Source organism: Asticcacaulis sp. SL142 (genome assembly GCF_026625745.1).
Classification (GTDB): domain Bacteria; phylum Pseudomonadota; class Alphaproteobacteria; order Caulobacterales; family Caulobacteraceae; genus Asticcacaulis.
Genome location: NZ_CP113061.1, coordinates 1,992,749 through 2,017,802 on the forward strand (window position 1 = coordinate 1,992,749; position 25,054 = coordinate 2,017,802).

The 25,054-nt window shown below is 57.1% G+C and carries 25 protein-coding genes; 18 read left to right on the top strand and 7 right to left on the bottom strand.

What is annotated here, in order from left to right:
- Positions 1–88: 88 nt before the first annotated feature.
- Positions 89–1,747: a gamma-glutamyltransferase gene (gene ggt / locus OVA03_RS09020; RefSeq protein WP_324290993.1), complete on the top strand. Its 1,659-nt coding sequence runs from the start codon at positions 89–91 to the stop codon at positions 1,745–1,747.
- Positions 1,744–2,454, top strand: coding sequence for a Sir2 family NAD+-dependent deacetylase (cobB, locus tag OVA03_RS09025; protein WP_267523827.1), 711 nt, complete (start codon positions 1,744–1,746; stop codon positions 2,452–2,454). Before ggt ends, cobB begins: the two co-directional genes overlap by 4 nt.
- Positions 2,455–2,496: 42 nt before the next feature.
- Here the strand turns inward: cobB and OVA03_RS09030 are convergent, their stop codons facing one another.
- Both OVA03_RS09030 and OVA03_RS09035 read right to left on the bottom strand, forming a co-directional pair.
- On the bottom strand, positions 2,497–3,027 hold the full coding sequence (locus OVA03_RS09030) for a hypothetical protein (RefSeq protein ID WP_267523829.1): 531 nt from the start codon (positions 3,025–3,027) through the stop codon (positions 2,497–2,499).
- Between the two features lie 11 nt (positions 3,028–3,038).
- Positions 3,039–4,676, bottom strand: a complete 1,638-nt coding sequence (locus OVA03_RS09035; RefSeq protein WP_267523831.1) for a sensor histidine kinase — start codon at positions 4,674–4,676, stop codon at positions 3,039–3,041.
- Between the two features lie 275 nt (positions 4,677–4,951).
- Here OVA03_RS09035 and rpmH point away from each other — a divergent pair, with 275 nt between their 5' ends.
- The 12 genes from rpmH to OVA03_RS09095 all read left to right on the top strand — a co-directional run bounded on the left by rpmH (position 4,952) and on the right by OVA03_RS09095 (position 14,622).
- Positions 4,952–5,086, top strand: a complete 135-nt coding sequence (rpmH, locus tag OVA03_RS09040) for a 50S ribosomal protein L34 (RefSeq protein WP_189485385.1) — start codon at positions 4,952–4,954, stop codon at positions 5,084–5,086.
- Between the two features lie 100 nt (positions 5,087–5,186).
- On the top strand, positions 5,187–5,564 hold the full coding sequence (gene rnpA / locus OVA03_RS09045; RefSeq protein ID WP_267523835.1) for a ribonuclease P protein component: 378 nt from the start codon (positions 5,187–5,189) through the stop codon (positions 5,562–5,564).
- 55 nt (positions 5,565–5,619) lie between these two features.
- Positions 5,620–7,392 (top strand): membrane protein insertase YidC, encoded by a 1,773-nt coding sequence (gene yidC / locus OVA03_RS09050; RefSeq protein ID WP_324290994.1) that lies wholly within the window; start codon positions 5,620–5,622, stop codon positions 7,390–7,392.
- A gap of 151 nt (positions 7,393–7,543) precedes the next feature.
- A complete protein-coding gene (yihA, locus tag OVA03_RS09055) occupies positions 7,544–8,191 on the top strand; it encodes a ribosome biogenesis GTP-binding protein YihA/YsxC (protein ID WP_267523839.1) in 648 nt (215 codons plus the stop codon).
- Positions 8,192–8,257: 66 nt separating this feature from the next.
- Entirely contained in the window at positions 8,258–9,289 is a 1,032-nt protein-coding gene (locus OVA03_RS09060; RefSeq protein ID WP_267523843.1) for a nucleoside hydrolase, read from the top strand.
- Between the two features lie 137 nt (positions 9,290–9,426).
- Entirely contained in the window at positions 9,427–10,374 is a 948-nt protein-coding gene (gene argB, locus OVA03_RS09065; RefSeq protein WP_267523847.1) for an acetylglutamate kinase, read from the top strand.
- Between the two features lie 17 nt (positions 10,375–10,391).
- Positions 10,392–10,553, top strand: a complete 162-nt coding sequence (locus OVA03_RS09070) for a hypothetical protein (protein WP_267523849.1) — start codon at positions 10,392–10,394, stop codon at positions 10,551–10,553.
- Entirely contained in the window at positions 10,550–11,194 is a 645-nt protein-coding gene (locus OVA03_RS09075) for a pyrimidine 5'-nucleotidase (RefSeq protein ID WP_267523851.1), read from the top strand. The genes OVA03_RS09070 and OVA03_RS09075 overlap by 4 nt, the downstream gene beginning before the upstream one ends.
- 89 nt (positions 11,195–11,283) lie before the next feature.
- On the top strand, positions 11,284–11,664 hold the full coding sequence (locus OVA03_RS09080) for a hypothetical protein (protein WP_267523853.1): 381 nt from the start codon (positions 11,284–11,286) through the stop codon (positions 11,662–11,664).
- On the top strand, positions 11,661–12,491 hold the full coding sequence (locus tag OVA03_RS09085) for a DUF2145 domain-containing protein (RefSeq protein ID WP_267523855.1): 831 nt from the start codon (positions 11,661–11,663) through the stop codon (positions 12,489–12,491). The genes OVA03_RS09080 and OVA03_RS09085 overlap by 4 nt, the downstream gene beginning before the upstream one ends.
- Before the next feature lie 56 nt (positions 12,492–12,547).
- Positions 12,548–13,396 (top strand): 2,3,4,5-tetrahydropyridine-2,6-dicarboxylate N-succinyltransferase, encoded by an 849-nt coding sequence (gene dapD, locus OVA03_RS09090; protein ID WP_267523857.1) that lies wholly within the window; start codon positions 12,548–12,550, stop codon positions 13,394–13,396.
- Positions 13,397–13,512: 116 nt separating this feature from the next.
- Entirely contained in the window at positions 13,513–14,622 is a 1,110-nt protein-coding gene (locus OVA03_RS09095; RefSeq protein ID WP_267523859.1) for an aminotransferase class I/II-fold pyridoxal phosphate-dependent enzyme, read from the top strand.
- A 110-nt stretch (positions 14,623–14,732) separates the two neighbouring features.
- Here OVA03_RS09095 and OVA03_RS09100 read toward each other — a convergent pair whose 3' ends face one another.
- Together OVA03_RS09100 and OVA03_RS09105 are read right to left on the bottom strand one after the other, a co-directional pair.
- Complete coding sequence (locus OVA03_RS09100; protein ID WP_267523861.1) at positions 14,733–14,966, bottom strand: hypothetical protein; 234 nt, start codon at positions 14,964–14,966, stop codon at positions 14,733–14,735.
- Positions 14,967–15,018: 52 nt separating this feature from the next.
- A complete protein-coding gene (locus OVA03_RS09105; protein WP_267523864.1) occupies positions 15,019–16,623 on the bottom strand; it encodes a peptide chain release factor 3 in 1,605 nt (534 codons plus the stop codon).
- A gap of 100 nt (positions 16,624–16,723) precedes the next feature.
- Here OVA03_RS09105 and OVA03_RS09110 point away from each other — a divergent pair, with 100 nt between their 5' ends.
- Positions 16,724–17,500, top strand: a complete 777-nt coding sequence (locus OVA03_RS09110) for an abortive infection family protein (RefSeq protein ID WP_267523866.1) — start codon at positions 16,724–16,726, stop codon at positions 17,498–17,500.
- A gap of 266 nt (positions 17,501–17,766) precedes the next feature.
- Here the strand turns inward: OVA03_RS09110 and OVA03_RS09115 are convergent, their stop codons facing one another.
- On the bottom strand, positions 17,767–19,392 hold the full coding sequence (locus tag OVA03_RS09115; RefSeq protein WP_267523868.1) for a family 43 glycosylhydrolase: 1,626 nt from the start codon (positions 19,390–19,392) through the stop codon (positions 17,767–17,769).
- Between the two features lie 331 nt (positions 19,393–19,723).
- Here OVA03_RS09115 and OVA03_RS09120 point away from each other — a divergent pair, with 331 nt between their 5' ends.
- Together OVA03_RS09120 and OVA03_RS09125 are read left to right on the top strand one after the other, a co-directional pair.
- A complete protein-coding gene (locus OVA03_RS09120; protein WP_267523870.1) occupies positions 19,724–19,852 on the top strand; it encodes a hypothetical protein in 129 nt (42 codons plus the stop codon).
- Positions 19,853–19,911: 59 nt separating this feature from the next.
- Positions 19,912–20,862 (top strand): hypothetical protein, encoded by a 951-nt coding sequence (locus OVA03_RS09125; protein ID WP_267523873.1) that lies wholly within the window; start codon positions 19,912–19,914, stop codon positions 20,860–20,862.
- A 116-nt stretch (positions 20,863–20,978) separates the two neighbouring features.
- Here OVA03_RS09125 and OVA03_RS09130 read toward each other — a convergent pair whose 3' ends face one another.
- Positions 20,979–22,022, bottom strand: coding sequence for a family 43 glycosylhydrolase (locus OVA03_RS09130; protein ID WP_267523875.1), 1,044 nt, complete (start codon positions 22,020–22,022; stop codon positions 20,979–20,981).
- Between the two features lie 151 nt (positions 22,023–22,173).
- A complete protein-coding gene (locus tag OVA03_RS09135) occupies positions 22,174–22,986 on the bottom strand; it encodes a GDSL family lipase (RefSeq protein WP_267523878.1) in 813 nt (270 codons plus the stop codon).
- A gap of 213 nt (positions 22,987–23,199) precedes the next feature.
- On the opposite strand from OVA03_RS09135, the gene OVA03_RS09140 reads away from it, so the two are divergent.
- Positions 23,200–25,032, top strand: a complete 1,833-nt coding sequence (locus tag OVA03_RS09140; RefSeq protein WP_267523880.1) for an ABCB family ABC transporter ATP-binding protein/permease — start codon at positions 23,200–23,202, stop codon at positions 25,030–25,032.
- The last annotated feature ends 22 nt before the right edge of the window (positions 25,033–25,054 follow it).

The window sequence follows — 25,054 nt, forward strand, 5'->3', positions numbered from 1 at the left end:
CCGCCGTATCACTTTCACCTCTGTGGTTGCCTTAAGCCTTCTCATCGGGGCCTGCGCGCACGTTTCCGCTAAGGAGGGTGCCACGGAGGTGGCAAAAACCACCCCGATCGTGGTGGCTGCCAACCCACTGGCCTCAAAAGCCGGGATGGATATATTAAACGCTGGCGGCACCGCCATTGACGCGGCGGTGGCGGTACAGGCGACGCTGGGGCTGGTCGAGCCGCAAAGCTCCGGCCTCGGCGGCGGGGCGTTCATGACCTATTATGACGCCAAGACCAAAACCCTGACGACCTATGACGGGCGGGAGGTGGCACCGGCCACAGCAGACGGCAACCTCTTTATGCGCGACGGCAAACCCCTGCCGTTTGGTGAGGCGATCGTGTCCGGTCGTGCTACCGGCGTGCCGGGCGCCGTCATTATGCTGGAGGCCGCCCATAAGGACCACGGCAAGCTGCCCTGGCATGATCTGTTCGGATCATCGATCACGCTGGCGGAGAGCGGCTTCACCATTTCCCCGCGTCTGGGCAATTACCTGAAAAGCGAACGCTTCCCCCAGTCCAGGACCGAGGATTACCGCACCTACTGGGGCAATGGTCAGGGCGGGCTTAAAACCACCGGCGATATTCAGACCAATCTTGCCTATGCCGCAACTTTGAAAACCCTCGCCAAGGATGGGGCGGCGATTTTCAAGTCCGGGCCGCTGGTCGATCAGATCATCGCCCGCACCCATCAGGGGCCGCTGCCCGGTGATTTGCAGCCCTCAGATTTCGCCAACTACCGCCCCCTTAAGCAGGCACCGGTATGCGGGCCGTACCGCGTCTATATAGTGTGCGCGCCGCCACCTCCCTCCAGCGGGGTGTCGTTGATTCAGGGCCTGCAACTGCTGGAGCGCTTCCCCATGAGTACGTGGGGCAAGGATGATGCCCGCGGCTGGTCGGCCCTGATTGAGGCCGAAAAGCTGATGTATGCCGACCGCGATCAGTATGTCGCCGATCCGGCGTTTGTGCGGGTGCCGACTGAGGGATTTATTGATCCGGCCTATGTGGCGGAACGCGCAGCCACGATCACACCCGGCACGCCGTCGCCCGCCCCCAAGGAGGGCAGCCCTTCTATGAGCGTGGCCATGGCCCCCGACAATACCCATGAACCGGCGGGCACATCGCATTTTGTGATTATGGACGCCTATGGCAATGCGGTCAGCATGACCACCACGGTCGAAAGTGTTTTCGGCACCGGCCGGATGGTCGGCGGTTTCTTTTTGAACAACCAACTGACCGATTTTTCGTTCTCGCCGGTCATGGCGGACGGTCAAAAAGCCGCTAATGCCGTCGAAGGTAGTAAGCGTCCAAGGTCATCCATGTCGCCAGTCATTGTGCTGGATAAAGATCGCAAGGTCGTGGCTCTGATCGGCTCACCCGGCGGGTCGAACATTCTGGGCTATAACTTAAAAACTTTGGTGGCGGTGCTGGACTGGGGCATGAGTGTCAGCGATGCCGCTGCCCTGCCCAATGTCATTGCCCGTGGCGACAGCCTGCGCATCGAAACCGGTCTGATGAACCCTGCGGTAGTCACGGCTCTGACCGGTATGGGCTATAACATCACGGCGTCTGCGGGCGAAGAATCCGGCATCCACGGCATTATGCGTATGCCGGATGGCAGCTATGACGGCGGAGCTGACCCCCGACGCGAAGGCGTCGTTCTTAAAGGAAAATTGGGAGAGGGCGCCGTGCTGAAAGGTCAGCCATGAACATCGTCATCCTGACTGGGGCAGGGATTTCGGCGGAATCAGGTGTGCCGACCTTCAGAGCATCAGACGGGCTATGGTGCGGTCACCGGGTCGAAGAGGTGGCCACGCCCGAAGGCTATGCGGCCAATCCGGCTCTGGTTCAGGATTTCTACAACCAGCGTCGCCGTCAGTTGGCTGAGGTTGCGCCCAATGCCGCGCACGACGCTTTGGCGCGGCTGGCCAGTGGATGGGACGACGATATCCTGCTGGTAACCCAGAATGTTGATGACCTGCATGACCGCGCCCATGCGGCCCTGCCGCCAAAGGCCGGTTTCAGGCTGATACATATGCACGGCGAACTGCTGAAAGCGCGCTGCACTGTGACGGAACGGGTGATTGACTGGAGCGGAGATATCGACCCGAACGCGCCGTCACCGTTTGATGATACAGGGTTTATGCGGCCGCATATCGTCTGGTTCGGGGAAATGCCGCTGGAGATGGAGGCGATCTATGACGCGCTTGGCGCCTGCGAGCTTTTCGTCTCAATCGGCACGTCTGGCAATGTTTATCCGGCGGCGGGCTTTGTGCAGGAGGCGCGGGCCGCGGGTGCCCATACGGTTGAGTTAAATCTGGAACCATCACTGGGCCACAACCTGTTTGATGAAAAGATCATGGGGCCTGCGACGGAGGTTGTCCCGGTATTTGTTGAGCGGTTGCTGGCTAAGTAAGCCCCTCACCTTAATCCTCTCCCCGCAAGCGGGGAGAGGAGATTAAGACACCGTCGCCGCCTTAACGCCCGCGCCCTCAATCAGAACAAACAGCTCCACCAGCGCTTCGACCGGGGCGGTGCCAAAATCGACATGGATATCGTGTCCGTCGAGCAGCAGCGAATGGACGTGGCTGGAAAATTTCGAGTCCCAGTCGGTATTGACGTCTTCCGGATCGAACCAGATTTCAAACCATTCGCCAAACGCATCGGGGGGGAGGGCCTCCCCCTCCAGGGTCAGGGTCACATCATGCCAGTTCAGGCGTTGAACCGTCATTTCCAGCTCACCCAGAGATACCGAAATCGGGTCAAAACTGACCTCTTCATCGGGCGTCATTTCAACAATCTGCCCGCCCTCGCCACCGGAGGCATAGTCCGCGCAATATAGGCGGCGATAAAGGCCGCTTTGATCGGAAAGCTGAAACTTGACTTCGGGAGCACCTTGTTCATGCAAGGCTTGCTGCTTTTCAATAAAGCTGGCAAACTGCGAGACATAACTATCCCGCGATAATTCCATCAAATCTTCAAAGTCCAAAGCAGATACCTTTAACTTTTGAGCGGCAGCCTGATCTCGAACGTCGTGCCGTCCGGGCCGGTTTGCGCCAGATGGACATCACCGCCATGAGTTTGCGCCAGTTCGCGCGCGATCGCCAGCCCAAGCCCGGAACCATCGGCCTGTGCCGACGCCGAAAACGGCCTGAATAGCTGCTCGCGGATTTTTTCGGGGATGCCGGGGCCATCGTCGGACACGGTCAGGATCACCTCATCGACGGACTTTGTGGCCGTCAGGGTCACCCGTCCCAGCGGGCCTTTGCGAGCGGTGGAATCATACACCTGCCGGTTGGGCTGACGCTCTATGGCCTGACGGGCATTGCGCATCAGATTGACCAGCAGCCGGTGCATGTGCTCAGGATCGGCTTCGAAATGAAAGCCCTTGGGGGCCTTAAGCGCAAAGCGCACCGGCTCCGGCGACTTGGGCGTCAGGCCAAGACCCGCATCCTCAGCCGCCGCATAGGCCATATCGCGCAGTTTCAGGATCTGGAAACGAGGCGCCACTTCATCGGACTTGCCGTAGTTGAGCACGTTCTGGGCCAGATTAAGCGCCCGGTCGAGGGCGCGCTCCAGCCGCGGCAGGGCCTTGGCCACCATCGGATCGGGCGACGCCGCCAGCCGGTCCGACGCCAACTGGGCCGAGGTCAGCATGTTGCGCAAATCGTGATTGATCTTGGACACCGCCTGCCCCAAGGCGGCCAGCCTGGCCCGTGAGGTCAGGGCGTGGCGAACCTCAGCCTGCATGGCGGCCAGTTCTTCTTCGATGTGGCCGATTTCATCGCGCCGCCCGGATAGTTTGGGCGCATTGGTCATGTCTTCGGGATTGGCCTTGAAACTGGCGATCACCTTGGTCAGGTTCTGGATCGGACGCACAATGAATATAGAAAGCCCCACGAACACCAAAATCCCAGCCGCCACCGAAATGGTAAGCGACATGCGCAACATCGACACTATATAGGCTTTCAGCTCCTGCTTAAGGGGCTCGGCCGGCACGATGATTTCGATCAGTTCGCCGCCTTTACGCACCTTGGGCACGGCTTCGGTATGGATAAGCCGGTCTGGCTGCCCCATCAGGGTGCGCCACGGCCCCCACAGATAGGCGATGTCGCTGCGAATATCCGAACGGCTGGTGCGCTGATCAATCACGTCAGGGATGACCGTGATATTAAAGTCCGACAGCACATAGTCGCGCGTACCCTTGCTGTTCTGGATAGCCAGATACTTGGCCCCGGCACTGGTCAGAAGCTGACGCGACAAATCCTCAGTCACGGTCTTTTCACTTGAGGCATCCAGAGCGAGTGATGCAATTTCGGCCTGACGGATGCGGTCGATCAGCCAGCGTTCCTGGAACGAGGCCAATGACGGAATGAGAATAAGGACTTCAACCACCACCACAAATATGGCGCTGATGATCAGCAGACGTCCCGACAATCCGGTGAACACGCTGCGCAGACGCTTTAAGATGCGCCCACTCCAGTATCCGGCCCGCGCCAGCAGTATATAAAGCCGCTGCGCCCACTGCACGCTGGCATAAGATGTATCGGGCTCACCGTTGCGATGACCGCCAGCGCGCAGGGCCCAACCGTCGGGCTTCAGTGCTGACGGCAGACCCAGAAGGGTGCTGTCGGGCACTTTTTCTTTGTGTCCGGGCTTTTTTTCCGGCTTTCTGGACGTCGCGAGATCGAACACCCGATATGAGACCTTTAGATTAAGCCGTTAGGTTATGTCATGACGGACTTTTAAGCGGTCGCGCTTTGAATCCGTTTGAATTTTCATAATACATCATAGATTCTTATGGCGTAAGGGCTAAATGCCGTTGACAATCGCGGCCTGTTGTCATATCCACGCGCCTCTTTACTAAGGTAGCTCAATTCATTGAGGGCTATCGTCCTTAATCGGAGCAGACCATGAAACGCACCTACCAGCCAAGCCGACTCGTGCGCAAGCGCCGTCACGGCTTCCGCTCGCGCATGGCCACCAAGAACGGCCAAAAAGTTGTCGCGCGCCGCCGCGCCAAGGGTCGTAAGCGCCTGACTGCCTAAGTTTTCTAAAAACTTAAAGCGTCTTCGCTTTATACCTCGCATAATATTCAAAGAGCCCTTGGTTTAACGACTTTGGGCTCTTTGTGCATCTGGGCTTATCATGATTAAGCGTTTGACCGATCGCGCAGATTTCCTCGCCGCCGCCAAGGCCTCTTACCGGGCGCAAGGCTGTGTGGTGGTGCAGATGCGCGCGCGTGAGGACGGGTCAGATGACATAAGGGTAGGTTTTACCGCCACCAAAAAGGTCGGCGGTGCCGTCGTCCGCAACCGGGCCAAGCGTCGATTGAGAGCCGCAGCACAAGCGCTGATCCCTGAGCTTGGCGTGGCCGGTCATGACTATGTGCTGATCGCGCGCGCCGATACACCGGTGAAAGACGCCCCCCCTAAGCCCGGCACCTGTTCGCGTGATTGGCAAGGTTTGCTTGACGATATAAGACGCGCCCTGATAAGGCTGTCGCCCAAACAAAGCCCGCGCTGATGGCGGGCCGCTCCACCGGACAATTTGTACCTTAACCTCTGAATAAAGACTGTCGATGACGCCCAACAAGACCGCCGACAACCGCAATATGTTCCTCTTTATCGCCCTGTCGATGGTGATATTGTTTGGCTATCAGTTCTTTGTCCTGAACCCACAGATGGAAAAGGAACAGGCCGCGCGCGAGAAAGCCGCCGCCGTCGCCAAGGCCAACACGCCTGTGGCCGGTGCCGCGCCTGCGCCGGTAACACTGGCCGCCCCCGTGGCGCGTGAAAAAGCCGTCGGCCTGACGCAGCGCGTGCAGATCAATACGCCGTCTCTGAAAGGGTCGCTGTCGCTGACCGGCGCGCGCTTTGATGATCTGTTCCTGACCAAGTACAAAGAGACGATCGACAAGAACTCTCCGGCGGTTGAACTGTTCCGCCCGGAAGGGGCCAAGCACGCCTTTTTCGCCGACTCTGGGTGGTTGGGTCAGAACATCAATGGCCTGCCGAATGCCTCGACCCAATGGACGCTGCAATCCGGTACGGTTTTGAGCGTCGGTAAGAATGTCGTCTTAGGTTACGACAATGGTGCGGGCCTGCGCTTTGAGCGCACCTACGCCGTTGACGAAAACTACATGATCACCATTACCGAAAAGGTCATCAATACCTCCGGCGTTGCGGTCACCGTTGCTCCCTATGCCAGCGTGACCCGTCAGGGCGTGCCTGACCAGCTCGGCACCAACATGATCCTGCACGAAGGCGGGGTCGGCGTGTTTGACAACAAGCTGAAAGAGTTCAAATACAAAGACTGGCAGAAGAAAAAGACTTTTGAATCGGAATCGACCGGCGGCTGGCTCGGCATCACCGACAAATACTGGATGGCCAGCGTTATTCCAGCCCAGAACGAAAAGGTGAAAGCCGCCTTCCGTGCGTCGGAAGTTGAAGGCGTTCAGGTCTTGCAGGCTGGTTATGTCGCAGCTCCAGTGACCATTGCCCCCGGCACACAGATCACCGAAACCCACCACCTGTTTGCCGGTGCCAAGGTCGCCACCATCCTTACCGCCTATCAGGAAAACCTGGGGCTGCCGTCGTTCGATAAGGCCATCGACTGGGGTAATTTCTGGTTCCTGACCCGCCCGATGTTCTGGGTTCTGGATCAGCTTTATCAGTTCATGGGCAATTTCGGTCTGGCCATTCTGGGGCTGACGGTTGTGGTCAAGCTGATCTTCTATCCGCTGGCGCACAAGTCGTACGAATCCATGACCAAGATGAAGATGCTTCAGCCCAAGGTCGAGGAACTGAAGAAAAAGTATGAGGGCGACGCCCAAAAGATGCAGATCGAAATGATGAACATGTATCAGAAGGAAAAGGTCAATCCGATGACCGGCTGCCTTCCGATGCTGCTGCAAATTCCAGTCTTTTATGCGCTCTATAAGGTGCTGTTCGTCACCATCGAAATGCGTCATGCGCCGTTCTTTGGCTACATCAACGATCTGTCGGCGCGCGATCCGTCGACCATTTTTAACCTGTTTGGCCTGATCCCTTACGATCCTGCAGCCGTGCCGCTGATTGGCTCGATCCTCGGCGGGCCGTTGCATATCGGCATTGTCGCCATTCTGTACGGCTTCACCATGTGGCTGACGCAAGGCATGAACCCGCCCGCGCCCGACCCCATTCAGCGCAAGATCTTTGCGTTCATGCCGCTGATGTTCACCTTCATCATGGCACCGTTCGCGGTAGGCCTTTTGATCTACTGGACCTGGTCGAACGTGCTGACCATCGCTCAGCAATACTCAATCATGCACCCGCCTCAAGGTCGAAAATCCCATCGATACCTTTATCGGTAAGTTTAGAAAACCGACGGCTGAGACGACGCAAACCGCGACGATCACGGCCACCGCGGGCGACGATGACGGCAAGGTTATCAAGGGCGAGGTCATCTCAGGTGGCACCTCTGCAAGCGGCACTAAGCGTTCGCGCAAGAAAAAGGATATCTAGTTGACCGAGCCGCTTTACAGCGAAGACGTTCTGGAGGCCGCGCGGATACAGTTCGCGCGGCCTGTCCGCTTTCTCATGGGCGCGGCCCAGATTGAGCAGTTGCCACCCGACGACCTGCCGGAAGTGGCCTTTGCCGGACGCTCAAATGTCGGCAAATCCAGCCTGATCAACGCGCTGGTCGGGCAAAACCATCTGGCGCGGGCTTCCAATGAGCCCGGCCGCACGCGCGAGGTCAATTTCTTCGTGCTGGAGGAAAAGCTGCGTCTGGTCGATCTGCCCGGCTACGGCTGGGCGCGCGCGTCCAAGACCACCGTCAAGAAGTTCCAGAATCTGGGCCGTGATTACCTGCGTGGTCGCCCCAGCCTTAAGCGCGCCTATCTGCTGATCGATGCCCGTCATGGCCTGAAAAGCGTGGATAATGAGCCTATGGATGCGCTCGATCTGGCCGCCGTCAGCTATCAGATCATCCTGACCAAGGCCGATAAGATCAAGCCTGCGGAATTGGAAAAGGTCGTGGCCGAAAGCCAGAACGCCATCAAAAAGCGTCCGGCCGCCCACCCGCTCGTGATCGCCACCTCTTCGGAAAAAGGCTTAGGCATCCCCGAACTGCGCGCCGAAATCATGATGGCGTGCGGGGTTACGCTTTAGGTTTGCCCCCTGAGATGTAGCGGTTATAACTTGCCTTATCAGAAAAAAAATCGAGGGGGTCGTGGAATGGATCAGGGCAAAAATACCGTCACGTCGCTGCCCAGACGCCGGTTGCTGACAACCAGTTTGGCGCTTACTGGGCTCGCTCTTTTTACTCACAAAGCCGAAGCCCTGACCAGTTTGCCGCGGCAGCGCGTTATCATTGATAATGACTTTTCAGGTGACCCTGATGGTTTGTTTCAACTGGCGCACCATCTGGCCTCACCGTCTATCGAAATTCCGCTGGTTATTGGCTCCCATATCCACGTCAACGACTTTCTGGATAGCTCAACGACTCAGGCTGATAATGCGGTGGTTAAGGTCACAAAGATTTACGGCCTGATGCAGCTTACCCATCAGCCGCCCGTCGTCGCCGGATATAATGCCGCCTCGCCAAAGGGCGCCACGCCCCGGAAAACTCAGGCAGCTGAGCGCATCATTACCGAAGCGATGCGTGACGACACCCAACTGCCGCTTTACTATGCCGCCGGGGCAGGGCTTACCGAATTGGCCGAGGCGTTGAAACTGGAGCCTAAAATCGGCAAGCGAATGAAGCTTGTCTGGATTGGCGGTTATGAACATGGTGACCTTCTGCCTGATGTCCCTCCCAGACGGGATTCAGAATATAATACAACGATTAATTTGGAGGCCGTTAAGACGGTGTTCAATGACTCGGACATCGAAATCTGGCAGGTGCCGCGCAATGTCTATCGCCAGCTTAACATCAGCCATGCTGAATTGATTTCAGGCCTGCGCCCCGCAGGCAAGCTTGGGGCATATCTTCTAACCGAACTCGAAAAGGTAATGTCTAAGGTCAAAAACCTTGGCGAGACCTATATTTTGGGTGACAGCCCCTTGGTGACGCTAACCGCCCTGCAATCCTCATTCGATCCCGATAGCTACTCAAGTGCCTATGTGGTCAGGCCAACACCTCTGATTACAGATGCGGCGCGCTATGCCGACAACCCGCACGGACGCCAGATGCGGGTCTATCTGAATATAGATACCCGCCTGACCTTCGCCGATATGTTCGCAAAGTTTGCATCGGCTGCCAGATAGACTGGCATAACCACCACATATATATCGCACAGCCTCAATCATATAATGACAGGCTCCACCATATATTGTATGCGGCGCGTGATGTAGCTGTCACAGTTTACAGCGATAATTTCCGATAAGGCTTACATACACGTCTGATGATCAAGCAAACCCAATCCGACACCGAACTCGAAGAAAAAGGCTGGGCGACGGCAAAAACCCTGGCCGAAGCCCTGCCCTATATCCAGATCTATGATCGGGAGATCGTGACCATAAAGTACGGCGGTCACGCCATGGGCGATGAGGCGGTGGCTAAACTGTTCGCGGGCGATATCGTGCTGCTGAAACTGCTCGGTATTTCTCCGGTGGTGGTCCACGGCGGCGGGCCGCAGATTTCGGCCATGCTCAATCGGGCGGGCGTCAAATCGACCTTCGTGGACGGCCTGCGCGTCACCGATGATGCGACCATGGAAATCGCCGAAATGGTGCTGTCCGGCGCGGTCAACAAGGAAATCGCCAACTGGATCACCCGCGCCGGCCGGGAAGCCGATGTGCGCGGCGTCGGCCTGTCCGGGAAGGACGCCGGACTGCTGATGGTCGAAAAAGCCACCCGCGTCAAAAAAGACCCGGATTCGATGATCGAGCAGGTCGTCGATCTGGGCTATGTCGGTGAGCCAAAGGTGGTGGACGATAAGTTGCTCCGCACACTGATCAACGATCCTGAGCATGATTATGTGCCGGTGATTGCGCCGATTGGTGTCGCCGAAGACGGCCTGACCTACAACATCAATGCTGATACGGTCGCGGGTGCTGTGGCCGGTAAGCTTAACGCCAAGCGTATGTTGCTGCTGACCGATATTGCCGGCGTTCTGGATGGTGACAAAGACCTGATCCGCCAGATGACGGTGTCTGAGGCCCGCCAACTGATCGAAGACGGCGTGGCCGTCGGCGGTATGATCCCCAAGCTTGAAACCGCCATCAGCGCGGTCGAAGCGGGGGTTGAGGCTGTGGTTATCCTGGATGGCCGCCGCCCTCACGCTATGCTGGTTGAGTTGTTCACCGAACATGGGGCAGGCACACTGATCACCCGCGATCCGGTTAGTTAATCAGGGATAATGCACTCATGAAAAACATTACTTTTGCTCAATGGATGATTGGCTTTGGAGTGTTTTTCACCACCGCTATTACAGGAATTGCACTAAAATCTGATCTGTTATCCTATTCTTCCCCAGTCTTTGCCTTCGGTGCCTTGGTGGCTTTAAGAGCATTGAAAAAGAAATCATGATCAGTCAGTTGCGCGATACTCAAGTCTGGCTGTTCGACCTCGATAATACGCTGTATCCGCCCGAAGCCGAGGTCATGGCGCTGGTCGAAGGCAAGATGACCGCCTTTGTGATGCGCCAAACCAACCTGTCGCGCGACGAAGCTTACCAGCTCCAGAAATCATACCTGTATGAGCATGGCACGACTTTGGCCGGGCTGATGGCCCATCATCAGATCGATCCCTATGCGTTTCTGAACGAAGTCCATGATGTCAGTCTGGATGGCCTGCTGCCAGATGAGGCGTTGAACGCGGCCATTGCGGGTTTAGAGGGCCGTAAGCTGGTGTTCACCAATGGCGACGAGCACCACGCCTATCGCATCCTGGATAAACTGGGCATGACGCACCTGTTTGAGGATGTCTTTCATCTGGGTCATGCCGACCTGATCCCTAAGCCAAATCTGGCCACCTTTCACCGCATGATGCAAAAGCACGCCGTGGTGGCCGAGCAGTCAGTGTTTTTTGAGGACAGCCCCAAGAACCTCAAACCGGCGGCAGAGCTTGGGATGACTACGGTTCTGGTCGGGCCACATGCGGCGGCCAATGCCGATGATTTTGTTCATCACCGCAGTCCGTCGCTTAAAATTTTCCTGCATACGGATTAAATTGAACGTCGTTCAAAATATTAGTTGACTCCACCCAGCTCTTGGTACACTTTAAATTGAACAGCGTTCACAAAACATAGGGCTACCAAATGCTAAAGCCATTTTATACCGCATTACTCATATCCGCATGCCTCACCACCTCAGCCCTTGCGCAGGACAGTGTAACCAACACATCTGATGCCTCCGGCGAGTCGGCGGTTGCCACCGCGCAACTGACTTCAGCCGGCGTGCAGGTGGCGTCCGGGGTTGTGGCTATTCCGGTAGTGATTGCCGGTTCCGCCGCTGAAAGCACCGGCATGGTCGCCCGCTCGTCCGGTGAAGCCCTGTGGGAAGCGGCCAACACGCCCTTAGAAGTGTCGCCGGAAACCGTCGTGGCCCAGCCCGCGCCGCAGGTGCCTTACGACGCTAAGACGCAAGCGGGCCAAGCTCAAACTGGCCCAGTTCAAACTGACAAGGCGAAAACCCAATGATCGGTCATAAACACCTTTTGCCATTATGCGCTGCCCTGCTGATCGCCGCACCCGCCATGGCCGCCCAGCCCACTCAGGGCGACTCCGGCTTTAGTGCACGCACCGTATCGGCCCATCTGACAGCACCGCAAGCCGCCGATTTCGCCAAGCAGATCGAGAATAATCTGGCGGCCAAAGGTGCTCGTTTAGCCATCGTGTTTCGCACCGGTCGTACCCGCGACAAATTGCCGGACGGCATTTCCTACACCCACGGCGCCTTTTGGGCCTATGGCAATACGTCCCTGACCGACGGGCGGGTGATTAAGGGCTACGGCGTCAATAATCTCTATCACGGCGACGGCACAACGCTGCCGACCAATCAGTCCTATCTGAAACAGGATTTCCCGCTCGATTTCGTGCGCGGCACGGCGGTTGATGATGTGGCGGTGATCATCCCAAGCCCTGAAATGCAAAGACGCATCCTGCAAATTATGGCCTCATCGCAGTATGAGGCCCTGCACATCCGCGACTATGCGCTGGTGGCCAATCCGCTCACTGCCAAATACCAGAACTGCAATGAGTTCATGCTGGATGTCATCGCATCTGGGGCGTGGGAAACTACCAACTATTCCCAGATCAAGGCCAACCTCAGCGCCCACTATCAGCCGACGCCGGTAAAAACCAACTTCCTGCAGCGAACCTTCGGCCCCATGGCCGACGATCGGCTGCAACTGGATGACCACAAGGGCCAAATCCGCACTGCCACCTATGAGAGCATGGCTAAGTTCATGAAGGATCAAGGCCTTCTTCAAGAAGCCTATGTGATTAATCGCGAGGCGGCAAAATAGCTTGATCCGCGGGGCCTATGCCCTTAAGTCGGGGCGGATGAATAAAGGAGCCCCCCATGTCTGATCTTGCCGCCTTTCACGACGATATCGAAGCCGCCTGGGCGGTACGCGATACGCTGACACCCGCCTATCACGGCCCCTATCGTGACGCGGTCGAAAAGGCGCTCGGCCTGCTCGACAATGGCCGGTTCCGTGTGGCTGAAAAGATCGACGGCGTTTGGGTCACCCACGAATGGCTGAAGAAAGCCGTCCTTTTGTCGTTCCGCCTGAGCGCCAATCACCTGATGCACACCGGCCGCGGTTTGTTCGAGCAGGCCCCGATCGGCCCGTTCTGGGATAAGGTGCCCAATAAGTTCGCCAAGTGGAAGGCTGATGACTTCACCGACGCCGGTTTCCGCGCCGTGCCGGGTGCCATTGTCCGTCACGGGGCATTTATCTCCAAGAACGTCGTCCTGATGCCCTCGTTTGTAAACATCGGGGCCTATGTTGGCGAAGGCTCGATGGTCGACGGCTGGTCAACAGTCGGTTCCTGCGCCCAGATCGGCAAGAACGTCCACCTGTCGGGCGGCGTCGGCATTGGCGGGGTGCTGGAACCGCTGCAGGCCACCCCTACCATTATCGAAGACGACTGCTTCATCGGCGCGCGCTCCGAAGTGGCCGAGGGCGTCATCGTGGAACAGGGCTCGGTGCTGGCCATGGGCGTTTACCTGTCGGGTTCAACCAAGATCGTCAACCGTGAGACCGGCGAAATTCACCGTGGCCGCGTGCCTGCCTATTCGGTCGTTGTGCCCGGCACCTTACCTGACCCCAAGGGTGGCCCGTCGCTCTACTGCGCCGTCATCGTCAAGACGGTCGATGCCCAAACCCGCTCCAAGACCGGCATCAACGAGCTTCTGCGCGACTAATCTTTACCTATTCGCATAAATTATGCCCGCCGCGACCCCGTGGCGGGCATTTTCGCATTTGAATAAAAGTTTCAAATGCGCCTATGCTTACCTTCAGGAATTCAACGGAGGTGGGCATGGCAGACGATATTCACGGACCTTCGCGGCGGGCGGTCGCGACCATTCTGGCTTTGGGTGCCAGCGCGGCACAGTTTGTCAGACCGGCTCTGGCCCAACCGGTGACGGTCAAGGCTGATGTCCGGATTGACGCCAATGAACACCCGGAAGGCCCAATTACGCAGGCGGTGGCCGCCGCCGCTGCCGCCCTGTCGAAATCCAACCGCTATGCGCCGGGGACCGAGCGCGAAGACCTGATCACAACCCTCGCCGCCATTGACGGCGTGGCACCGGACATGGTCGTGCCCTGGCCCGGATCGTCCGACCCGCTGTACCGCCTCGTGCGCGCCTATAGCTCAGCCACGCGCGGGCTGGTGGTCGCCGCCCCTGTCTTTGAAATGGCGGCTGGCATTGCCACCGATGCCGGATATAAGGTCACCCATGTGCCGGTGCGCCCGTCGGATCTGGCCCACGATGTCAAGGCCATGCTGGCCGCCGATCCGGATGCAGGCCTCTATTACATCTGCAATCCCAACAATCCGGTCGGCACCCTGACGCCTCTGGCCGACATCGAATGGCTGGCGGCCCATATCAAACCCGATGCTATATTGCTGATTGATGAGGCCTATATCGACTATACGCCGACGCAGAAATCGACGGCCCTGTTGGCGAAATACCCCAATGTCGTCATTTTGCGGACCTTCTCAAAGGTATATGGCATGGCCGGGATGCGCATGGGCTATACTTTGGCCATACCCGACCTGATCAAGCCGCTGATGGACTGGGGCAGCCCCTCGCCCTACATGCTGCCGGTCCCGGCGATTGCGGCAGCCACGGCTTCGCTCAAAAACTACGGTGAGATCACCAAACGGGTCGAGGCGATCAGTGTCACCCGCGACTGGACCATCGCCCGCCTGAATGCGCTGGGCTATACATCGACCAAGGGCCTGTGTAACTGCTTTATGGTCGACTGGCGCACCCCCGCCAAGCCGGTACAGCAGGCGATATTGACCAAAGGCGTCGCCATCGGCCGCAACTGGCCGGTATGGCCGAACATGAGCCGCATCACGGTCGGCACCCCGGCAGAAATGAAGGCCTTTATCGCGGCGGTCGAGGCGGTGAAACCGTAAGTTATGAGACACCTCACCGCTTAAGGCGTTTAATTCACACTCCCCCAACTTGTTGGGGGAGGTGGCACCCGTAAGGCTGACGGAGGGGGGCTTAAAGGCGTACGGAGGTATCAGCGGTAGTTGCCGAGCAAAATGCCAACTATTAGCGCGCCTAGTAACAGTCCACCTACAGATAGTGAGCCTTTGACTCCGTCTCTAGCGCCGCCGGTCATGTAGCCACCACCAAATGCCGCCAAAAGCACCCAGCCAAGCCACCCAAGAGATGCCCATCGAAATTGAAGATATTTGCCCCAAAGTTCAAATTGGTAGCCGTGCCAAAAGAACCCGGCGAAAGACAGGATCATAATCCCGATTCCGATCCAATTCTGCCTGCTCATTACTCCACCCTAACCGAAACTAACCGCGTTCCTTAGTTCTCAAAAACTGCACATCGGGATAGCGCTCGGCCACATAGTTGATCTCCCATGCCGATTTGCCGAGGAACACCGGATACTCGTCGATGTCCGTGCCCATGGCGCCGCGATGCTTACCGGCAAAGTCCTCGACCTTGGCGGCATCCCCACCCAGCCAGCGGGCTTCGGCGTAAGGCGACGGCTCGAATACACAATCCAGACCATATTCATTGGCCAGACGGTCGGCCATGACTTCAAACTGAAGCTGGCCCACGGCGCCGACGATAAAGTCCGACCCGATCGAGGGCCTGAACAACTGGGTGACACCTTCTTCGGCCAGGGATTCCAGCGCTTTTTTCAGATGCTTGGCCTTAAGCGGATCTTTCACCCGCACCCGCTGCAGGATTTCCGGCGCGAAGTTCGGCAGGCCCGCAAAGCGCACCGTGCCGGTCTCGGACAACGAGTCCCCAACCCGCAAAACGCCGTGGTTGGGGATGCCGATGACGTCGCCGCCAAAAGCATCTTCGGCCAGTTCGCGGTCGGACGCAAAGAACATGATCGGCGCGTTGACCGATAACTGCTTACCGGTGTTCTGTACTTTGAGTTTCATGCCGCGCTGGAACTTTCCGGAGGTCAGTTTCAGCATGGCGATACGGTCGCGGTGGTTCGGGTCCATATTGGCCTGCACCTTGAACACAAAGCCGGTGACCTCTTTCTCGGTCGGGTCAACCAGGGTGTCGGCCCCGGCCTTTGTGGCCTTGACCTTTTTGGGGGCAGGCGCGAAAGTGCCAATCGCTTCAAGCAGTTGGTTGACGCCGTAGTGGCGCAGGGCCGAGCCGAAAATCACCGGCGTCATGTGGCCTTCTAAGAACGCTTCGACCTCAAACGGCTTAAACCCGCCTTCCAGCAATTCGGCGGTGTCTTTCAGTTCAGCCAGTTCGTCAGGGTTCATCCAGCCTTTGGTTACTGCTTCGTCGACGGGGGCGGGGGCTTCGTGGCCCTGATCATATTCGGCGCCAGAATCGCGCTTGGTGAACGGGTAGAACAGGCCAGTTTTCAGCTCGATCATGCCGCGAAAGCGGTTGCCGGAACCGGCGGGCCAGTACAGCGGCGACGGGTCCAGTTGCAGCTTTGACGCCACCTCATCCAGCAGGGCCAGGGCGTCTTCGGCTTCGCGGTCCATCTTGTTGATGAAGGTGATGATCGGGATGTCGCGCAGGCGGCACACCTCAAACAGTTTCAGGGTCTGCGGCTCGATGCCCTTAGCGGCGTCCAGTACCATGATGGCAGCGTCGGCGGCAGTCAGCGTGCGATAGGTGTCTTCCGAAAAGTCTTCGTGGCCGGGTGTGTCGAGCAGGTTGAACATCTTGCCGTCGTGTTCAAAGGTCATCACCGATGACGACACCGAAATCCCGCGTTCTTTTTCGATCTTCATCCAGTCGGAGCGGGTGCGGCGGTTTTCACCACGCGCCCGCACTTGGCCTGCGGCGCGGATCGATCCGCCCGCCAGCAGCAGATGCTCGGTCAGCGTCGTCTTACCGGCGTCCGGGTGGGAGATGATGGCGAAGGTTCTGCGCCGCGGCGCTTCGGTGGCGGGGGTATTTGACATGCCCGTGGCGATAAGGCTTTGCGGGCAAAATGTCAAAGGTATGGTGATCGCATTTCATTATGACTCAGTTTAATAATGTCTAAAATAATGGGGTAGTGAAATGTTAAACATCAACGAAATACCAAGCGCGATTGTTGAGCGTGCAAGTATGTTGGAAGGTATTCTTATAGCGTCGGCGACAGGCGGCTCTCAAGATAACCATGTTTATGAGTACTTACGACGGGAATTTATGGCAGATATATCTATTCGTGATCTGCTTCCTACGTTTGTACGCACTCATCGTAATCTTGATGCATTTTGGCCTTATATAAAAAATGAAGCCGGTACATATGCCGAGCGCAGGCAGATTATTACCTTAGCGTTCACCCCATTGATGGATTACCTTGATGGGCGCAATGCGGCTCCGAGTGACAAAGTAGCTTTAGATGTTTTAGAGAAGTTTGACGCAGACGGTGTTCATGCAGTTTGGACAAAAGCACTTTCACGCCGCAATACCGATCCGGAAGGAGCAATAACAACTGCCCGAACTCTACTAGAGACCGTGACTAAGCGCATTCTTGATCAAACTGGCGAAAGTTACACAGATAAAGATGATCTGCCCAAACTATATGCTAGCACAGCTAAGATTTTGAACCTTGCCCCTTCCCAACATAGCGAAGAAGCCATTAAAGCTATTTTAGGGGGCGCAATGACACTGGTAAATGGGATTGGAACACTGCGAAATCGGCTATCAGACGCGCATGGTCGTGGAGGAGCCTTGCCGGTTAAACCATCACCTCGCCATGCCAGCCTAGCCGTAAATATGGCAGGAGCCGTTGCAACTTTCCTTGTTGAGACATTTTTAGAGCGGCAAGCCGCGAACAAGCAGATTCGATAATCCATGCTCTATCTCATTATCGCGGTCTTCGCCGTGGCCGGGTTTGCCGATAACGTCTGGCAGTTTTGGCGAGGATGGCGAACAGAGCAAGCCCCCCTCCGTCAGGACGCTTCGCGTCCCGCCACCTCCCCCGGCACGCCGGGGGAGTATAAGAAATTTAATACCTCCCCAACGTGTTGGGGAGCCGGGCGGCCGGTGCCGGGGGGCGCACGAAATCGCGCAGCGATGAGATGTGGTGGTGGGTGCCTTCGCCGCACCGTCTCAAATCACGCGTTGAGGCCGCGATAGCTGAAATCCCGCAGGGTCACAGCGCCATCGCCGGTGCAGTAGATGCCCAGCTTAAGCCCCAAAAACCCACCGAAGACATTATGGTTCAGACCCGCCACTTCCATGCGGGTCGGGTGGCGCACCCAGGTTTTGCCGCCATCAACCGAGTGATGATAGGTAACGACGTTGTCATAATTGGTCAGGCGCACCCGAACGGTTTTTGAAGCGACCTCCTGACGGTTCCAGGCCTGATCCTCGCCGTACTGCCAAGTGCAGGTCTGTGCGCCATCGAACCCTAACCCAGCAAAGGCCTTATGGTTATAGAACAGAAGGATTCCGGCCTCCGCCGCCCCGTCCAGTTCCAGCGTCACTTCGGCCTCATAGGATCGGTCACCGACCGCACAGGTCAAGGGCGAGGAATCGGCGGGCGACGTGCCGCGCCCGGTCAGACGCAGGGACTTATGGTCGCGTTTAACCCGCGTCATCTCATCGGGTTTCGGGTCATGAAACGCCCACTGCACGCCGAAACGGTCACGGCTGAAATCGTCAGACAGGGCAAAACCGGCCTTACTAAGTTTCCCACCTTTGGGCTTGAGCAAGGGCTTTGACAGGTCACCACCCAGCGCCCGGAACCAGCCGTCCGGTGTCCACTCCATCGGCTCCAGCAGGGTCTGGCGGCCAAGGGTGCGGAAGCCGTTTTCATAGCCGTGATAGACCAGCCACCAGTCGCCGGATGGCCCCTCAATAATGGTCGCGTGCCCCTTTGACCACCATGGTTCCTCAGTCTTCAAGGTACGCACCAGCGGATTGTGCGGATGATGCTCCCACGGGCCATGAATGGACTTTGAGCGGGCGGCGATGACCATATGGCCGGTGACGGGGCCTGCTGTGCCACCCACGGCGGTTACCAGGTAAAAATACTCCCCATGCCGCAGCAGTTTCGGCCCTTCCGGGGCAAAGTTCTCAGTGATCCAATCGTCCGGATACATCCACGGCTGGTAAGCGTCCTCAAGCACGCCGTCGGTCGCCAGCCCATCATCGGTCAGGCGGATCTTGCGGATGCCATTGACGAACAGATAGCGCTTGCCGTCTTCACCGACGATATGGCCGGGGTCGATGCAGCCGCGGATGTTAAGATCGACCGGCTCGCTCCACGGCCCCTTGATATCGTCGGCCCAGATGGCATAGATCGACCAGTCTCCGCCACCAGGTGCCGCCGGAATATAGATGAAATAGCGGCCATTGTGCTTACACAGATCAACCGCCCAGATAGTGCCGAGCGGCTTAAACAGGGTCGGGCCTACCGGTGCCCAATTGACCAGATCGGTCGAGTGCCAGATGATCAGACCGGGATAGGAATAGAACGACGAAAACGTCATGTAATAGTCGTCGCCGTCTTTTAAGATCGTCGGATCGGGGTGATCACCCGCCACGATCGGGTTGAGATAAGTCCCATCCCCCAGATCGGCCTTGCGCTGGCCTTCGATGCCGCGTCCCCACTTTGGCGTTTCGGGTGCCTTTGCCGACACTTGAGCGGCAACCGCCTGGGCCTGCCCCGCCAAAGGCACAGCCGCCGCACCGGCCAGCAGAGATTTAAATATCGCGCGACGCGAAGCTTCGGTCATATGTGTGGGTTCCCTGTGTTTGCCGGGTTTATATAGCTTGACCCCGTGCAAATGATAGCGCTATCAATTGTAGTATAATCATATAATCGGAAGAGGCAAATGGCACAAACGCGAAGGTATCCGTAAGGCGTCGTGGTTTGCCTATAAGTACCTAAATGCCCTGAAAGGGTTTGAGATCCCGTCTGCGGATGTTCAGGTCTGGGCGGCGACTGAGAACGGGGCCGTTAATGCGCTGAAAATCCACCGCACCGGCTATAAGAAAAACGACGCCTATTCGGCCTATATCGAACTGGGTGCCCCGAAAGACCTGACGCTCGCTCAGATCAAGCAGATGCACAGCCTGACTAAGGACGCGCCGGAATCCCAAAAGACGATCCGCATCGGCGCGGATGGTACGGGCGTTGTGACCTTGGCCATGCACAGCAATGATGTGGTGCTGGTAAGCCTGACGCCGCAGTAGTCAGTTGCCGTTCCCCCACAACCTTGTATGGTCAGGGCGGTTGACTAAACGAGGGGAAGATGCGGCTCACGACTCCAGCCTTAATGGGCCTATGTATTTTGATCGCACCGATACAAGCCGAAGCAACAACTTTGGTGGGGAAAGACTTTACCTGCCCGATAGGCGGCGCGAAGTTCGAAGCCACCGTCTATGGATCATGGTTCGGTTATGGCGCCAGACCGGATGGCCGCCCTTTGGGAACGAGCCGCGGCTATGTACCCATACCGGAATGTCCGGATAATCATTTGCTTCTCTATAGGGAGTTTTCAGCCGAAGACCTGAAATCATTGGCCAAGCTCATCGCCTCAGACGAATACCGGCACATGACCAATACCGAAAGCCCGTTTTACCGTGCAGCCTGGCTTGAGTATCAACTCAATCCAAGCCCTGTGATTTATGCGCAGGATTTGCTGCGCGCCACATGGTACGTCGATAATGATCCTGATAAAAAGACCCGTTATCGTGATCTTTTCCTTAAAGTCGCCGAGCCCTTGCCTGTTAGCGGAGAAGACACACAATCCCTGATCCTGCGCCTGAGGGTACTGAATGTATATCGTGAAACCGGACAGTTTGAGCGCGCACATGCCGGACTAAAAGCTCTGCCGGTTAAGACGATGGCGAAAGGTCTGCCCCGCAACGAAAAGGACACCGAACGCCTTGATGAGGCGTCATTGGATCGCTGGTTTTTTGTCAAGACAGCACGGCAACTGGAAACACTGATTCTGCGTAAGGATGCCGCCGTAAATCCGATTGAGGTTCTGCCTGACTGGATGGCCGAGGAAGAGTGCTACTTCCGCACACCCAAAAGCGTCTTTGAAACTGCCTTTTGTTCTACTCCAAAAATGCGCAAAATTCTAAAAGAAGACAAAGAGTATTTTGAGGCTGTGCGCCAATTTTACGATTATGACGGCCCCATACAATCGCCACCTCCTCCGCCAAGTGAACTCCTGCCCTCAGAAAGTTCTGAATAATACGCAAGCGAGAAAAACTGACGATGCATCAACTATAGGCAACGAATAAACCGCCTAAGGACATCGACCGGCTATAGAAAAAATCACCCCTGAGCCTTGGCTCAGGGGTGTATGTATTAGTCTTTCCACGCGCCATTGGCGACCGGCTCATCAAAGTCCGGCACGCCATCAGCCGTATAGCCAAAGGGCTGAACGCGGGTGTGGCGGTTCGGGTCGAACAGCGAATTGCCGGTGATTTTCTGGTAGTCGCGGCCGTGATAAACCAGAACATCGCGGCCCTGCTCATCGACCGTGAAACTGTTGTGGCCCGGGCCCCAGACCTTGTTTTGGGCTGAGCTTTTGAACACTGGCACCGGCGACTTGGACCACGAAGCTGCATCCATCAGGTCGGCGTTTTCGTCGACGGTTAGCATGCCCAGGCAATAGTTCTCATCGGTCGCACTGGCCGAATAGGTCAGGAACAAGCGGCCATTACGATGCAGGACGGTCGGGGCCTCAGCGACCTTATATTTGACGATTTCCCAATCATAGGTCGGAATGGTCAGACGCACCGGCGGGGCGGCCAGTTTCGACGGCGAAGCTAATGGTGCCAGATAAAGGTTAGAGTTGGTCTCAATCCCCGGCTCCTTCTGCGCCCAGCACAGATAGCGCACGCCTTTGTGGACAAAGGTGGTGGCATCGAGGTTAAATGTATCCCATGGCATTTCGACCTGCACCGGCTTGCCCCAGCGGCCGGTCAGCGGATTGGGATCGGGGCTTGAGATGACATAGGTACGCACGCGGAACGGCTCACCCTTATCGCCCGCGCCAAAGTAAAGATGCCACTGGCCGTCAAAGTGATGGATTTCCGGCGCCCAGATATAGCCGCCCATCTTGCCCTCGGTCGGACGCTTCCAGATCACAACTTCACCGGCGGTTTGCAAACCGGCAATGGTGCGTGACCGCCGCACGATCAGGCGGTCATATTCCGGCACCGTGGCAGTAAAATAATAGTAGCCGTCATCATGCTGCATGATCTGCGCATCGGCGCGCTGACGCACCAGCGGATTGATCGGTTTGGGCGGCGTTTGGGCAAAGGACGGCGTAGCCGCAGCGCTGGCAGAGGCACTGGCGGCAGCGATCACAAAACCGCGGCGTGAAAAGCGGGTAAGGTTCGACATTATATTCTCACAAGGACGTTTCAGTAGATTGGGTGCCCGATCCCGATATTATTATGGCTTCATCGCGCGCCGCCACAGCAGCGCCCGATATGTCGGACAAATTCTTTTTAGCGCACCATATAGGATTGTCAAACAGCCCAGAGAACATCACCTATTGAACCTGCCCGATGACATAGGCGGCGATCTTCTGATCGGCCTTGACCCACAGGTCGACCACCATCTTACCGAAATAGTCTGAGCCCTTTGGGCCGGTGTGGGTGTAGTCAAAGGCCTGCGCGCTGCCTTGCCCTTGAGAGGCGTCGGTGAAAACGGCAGGCACGGTTGTGCCGGAAGGTGCGGCATCAAGCACATTTTGCGGGATCGGCTGACCGGCCAGGGTCAGCGATTCCGCAATACCCATCTCCTGCACTTTTGATTGCCCTTCGGCATAAAGATCAATCAGGGTGGTGTCAGTGGTGCGGGCGATCAGGCGGGTGACCTGCGCCCACGGCAACAGATCATTCTGGACTTTGAAATTCTTGAAATGGCGCTGGGTCAGGGGTGTGACCAGCACCGGCACGGCCCCGGCTTTTTTCACGTCATAGACATAGCCCCGCATATTCGGGCCGAACTCGGTTTCAATATCTGTATGGCGTTCCGGGCGCTTTGAGCCGTCATTATGACCGAACTGGATCAGCACATAGGTCCTGTCGAAATTGCCCACCGGCAGATCGGCCATGACCTTATCCCACAGGCCTTCGACGCGGTAGCTTTTGGAGGAACGCCCGCCGCGCGCAGCATTCACACATGTCACCACTTCGGGCTTGAATTGGGCGCAGAAGCCTTTGCCGTAGCCGGATTTGTCGGTCATGGTCGAATCGCCGACTAATATCACTCGGATCGGCTTAAGCGCCTCAGCGGCAAACGCGGGCGCGTTCAGGCAGGTCAACGCGGCGGCGAGCAAAAAACGGCGGACCAAGTACATCGGGCAGTCTCCCATATGATTATTTATGATCAAACTCTATCGGAACTGGACAAAAATTCAAAGGCTCAAAATAAATGGCCGCAAGGTTTGGTTTTAAAAGCGCATCGCCCTATATAGGCGTGACTCCCAAAGCCTTTGCCGAAAGCGCCTGACCTGATGGCTCCTCCCGCTCCCGATACGCAATCTTTCTCAAACGCGCCCCAAAACGGGCCTATGACGCGACCCAATGCCAGTTTTCAGGGCACGATCGACTTCCTTAAGCCCTATCTGTGGCCCAAGGACCGCGCCGACCTTCAGATGCAGGTCGTGCTGGCGATGGTGTTCATGCTGCTGGGTAAGGTGCTGACGGTCTTTATTCCGTACACCTATAAATGGGCGACAAATGCGCTGTCTGGCGAAGGCGAGGCCCCGTCCATGATGGGGCTGTTGATTGCCTCTCCGATCATTCTGGTCGTGGCGTACGGCGTGGCGCGGTTACTGTCCAACGGCTTCAATCAGGTGCGCGACGCTTTATTTGCGGCGGTCGGTCAACATGCGGTGCGGGGTCTGGCCAACCGCACCTTTGTGCACCTGCATAATCTGTCCTTACGGTTCCACCTGCAACGCCGCACGGGCGGCCTGTCGCGGGTGATCGAGCGTGGTAAGACCGGCATTGAGACCATCATCCGCCTGACCATGATGATCGCTATACCTACCCTGATCGAGTTTGTGCTGACCTCGGCCATCATCGCCAATCAGTTCAGCGTCATGTATGTGGTCGTGGTGGTGGTCACGGTGGTGATCTATGTCTGGTTCTCGGTGTGGGCGTCCAATAAACGCATCCAGATCCGCAAGGACATGAACGATGCCGACACCGATTCCATGTCCAAGGCTGTGGATTCGTTGCTGAATTTTGAGACCGTCAAATATTTCGGCAATGAGCGGCTGGAATCTGACCGCTACAACAAAGCCACCGGCGATTATGAAAAGGCGGCGATCAAGACCTATACCTCCTTGGCCTGGCTGAACCTGGGCCAAGCGATCATCTTCTCGATCGGCATGACCATTGTGATGCTCATGTCGGCCTATGAAGTGTCACGCGGCACCCAGACGGTCGGTCATTTTGTAATGATCAACGCCTTTATGATGCAGCTTTCCATTCCGCTTAACTTCATCGGCACGCTTTACCGCGAAATCACCACCTCGCTGGTTGATATGGACTCAATGTTCAAGCTGTTGGATGAGCCGGCCGAAGTGGTCGACGATCCGAATGCCGCAGACCTTAAGATCGTTGCAGGGGCGGTTGCATTCAAGGACGTGGTCTTTTCATACGATGCTGATCGGCCGATCCTGAAAGGCGTATCGTTTGAAGTCCCGGCGGGTAAGACTGTCGCGATTGTGGGCCCATCGGGTGCCGGTAAATCGACCATTTCGCGGCTGCTGTTTCGGTTTTATGACGTTAAGGGTGGGTCGATTGAAATCGACGGTCAGGATATTCGCACCGTCAATCAGGCGTCTTTGCGTCACGCTATCGGTATGGTGCCGCAGGACACCGTCCTGTTTAACGACACCATCGCCTATAATGTCGCCTATGGCCGGGCCGGGGCATCACGCGCTGAGATCGAGGATGCCGCCGATAAGGCCCAGATCGCAGGCTTCATCGCCTCCCTGCCCAAGGGTTTTGATACCGAAGTCGGTGAGCGCGGCCTGAAACTGTCGGGCGGTGAAAAGCAGCGCGTGGCAATCGCCCGCACCCTGCTGAAAGCGCCGCCGATCCTGATACTGGATGAAGCGACATCGGCGCTGGATACCCATACCGAGCGCGAAATTCAGGCCTCACTGGATGAGGTTTCGCAGAACCGCACGACCCTGGTGATCGCCCACCGACTGTCGACCGTGGTGGGGGCGGATGAGATTCTGGTGCTGAAAGATGGCGTAGTGGCTGAGCGCGGCACCCACCATCATCTTATGCGCCAGCAGGGTATATATTACGGCATGTGGGAGCGTCAGCGCGCCGCCGACGAAGCCCGCGAAACCCTCGCCAAGGTCGAAGCGCAGGTGGAGTAAGCGTTCATCTTAGGCGTGTGGA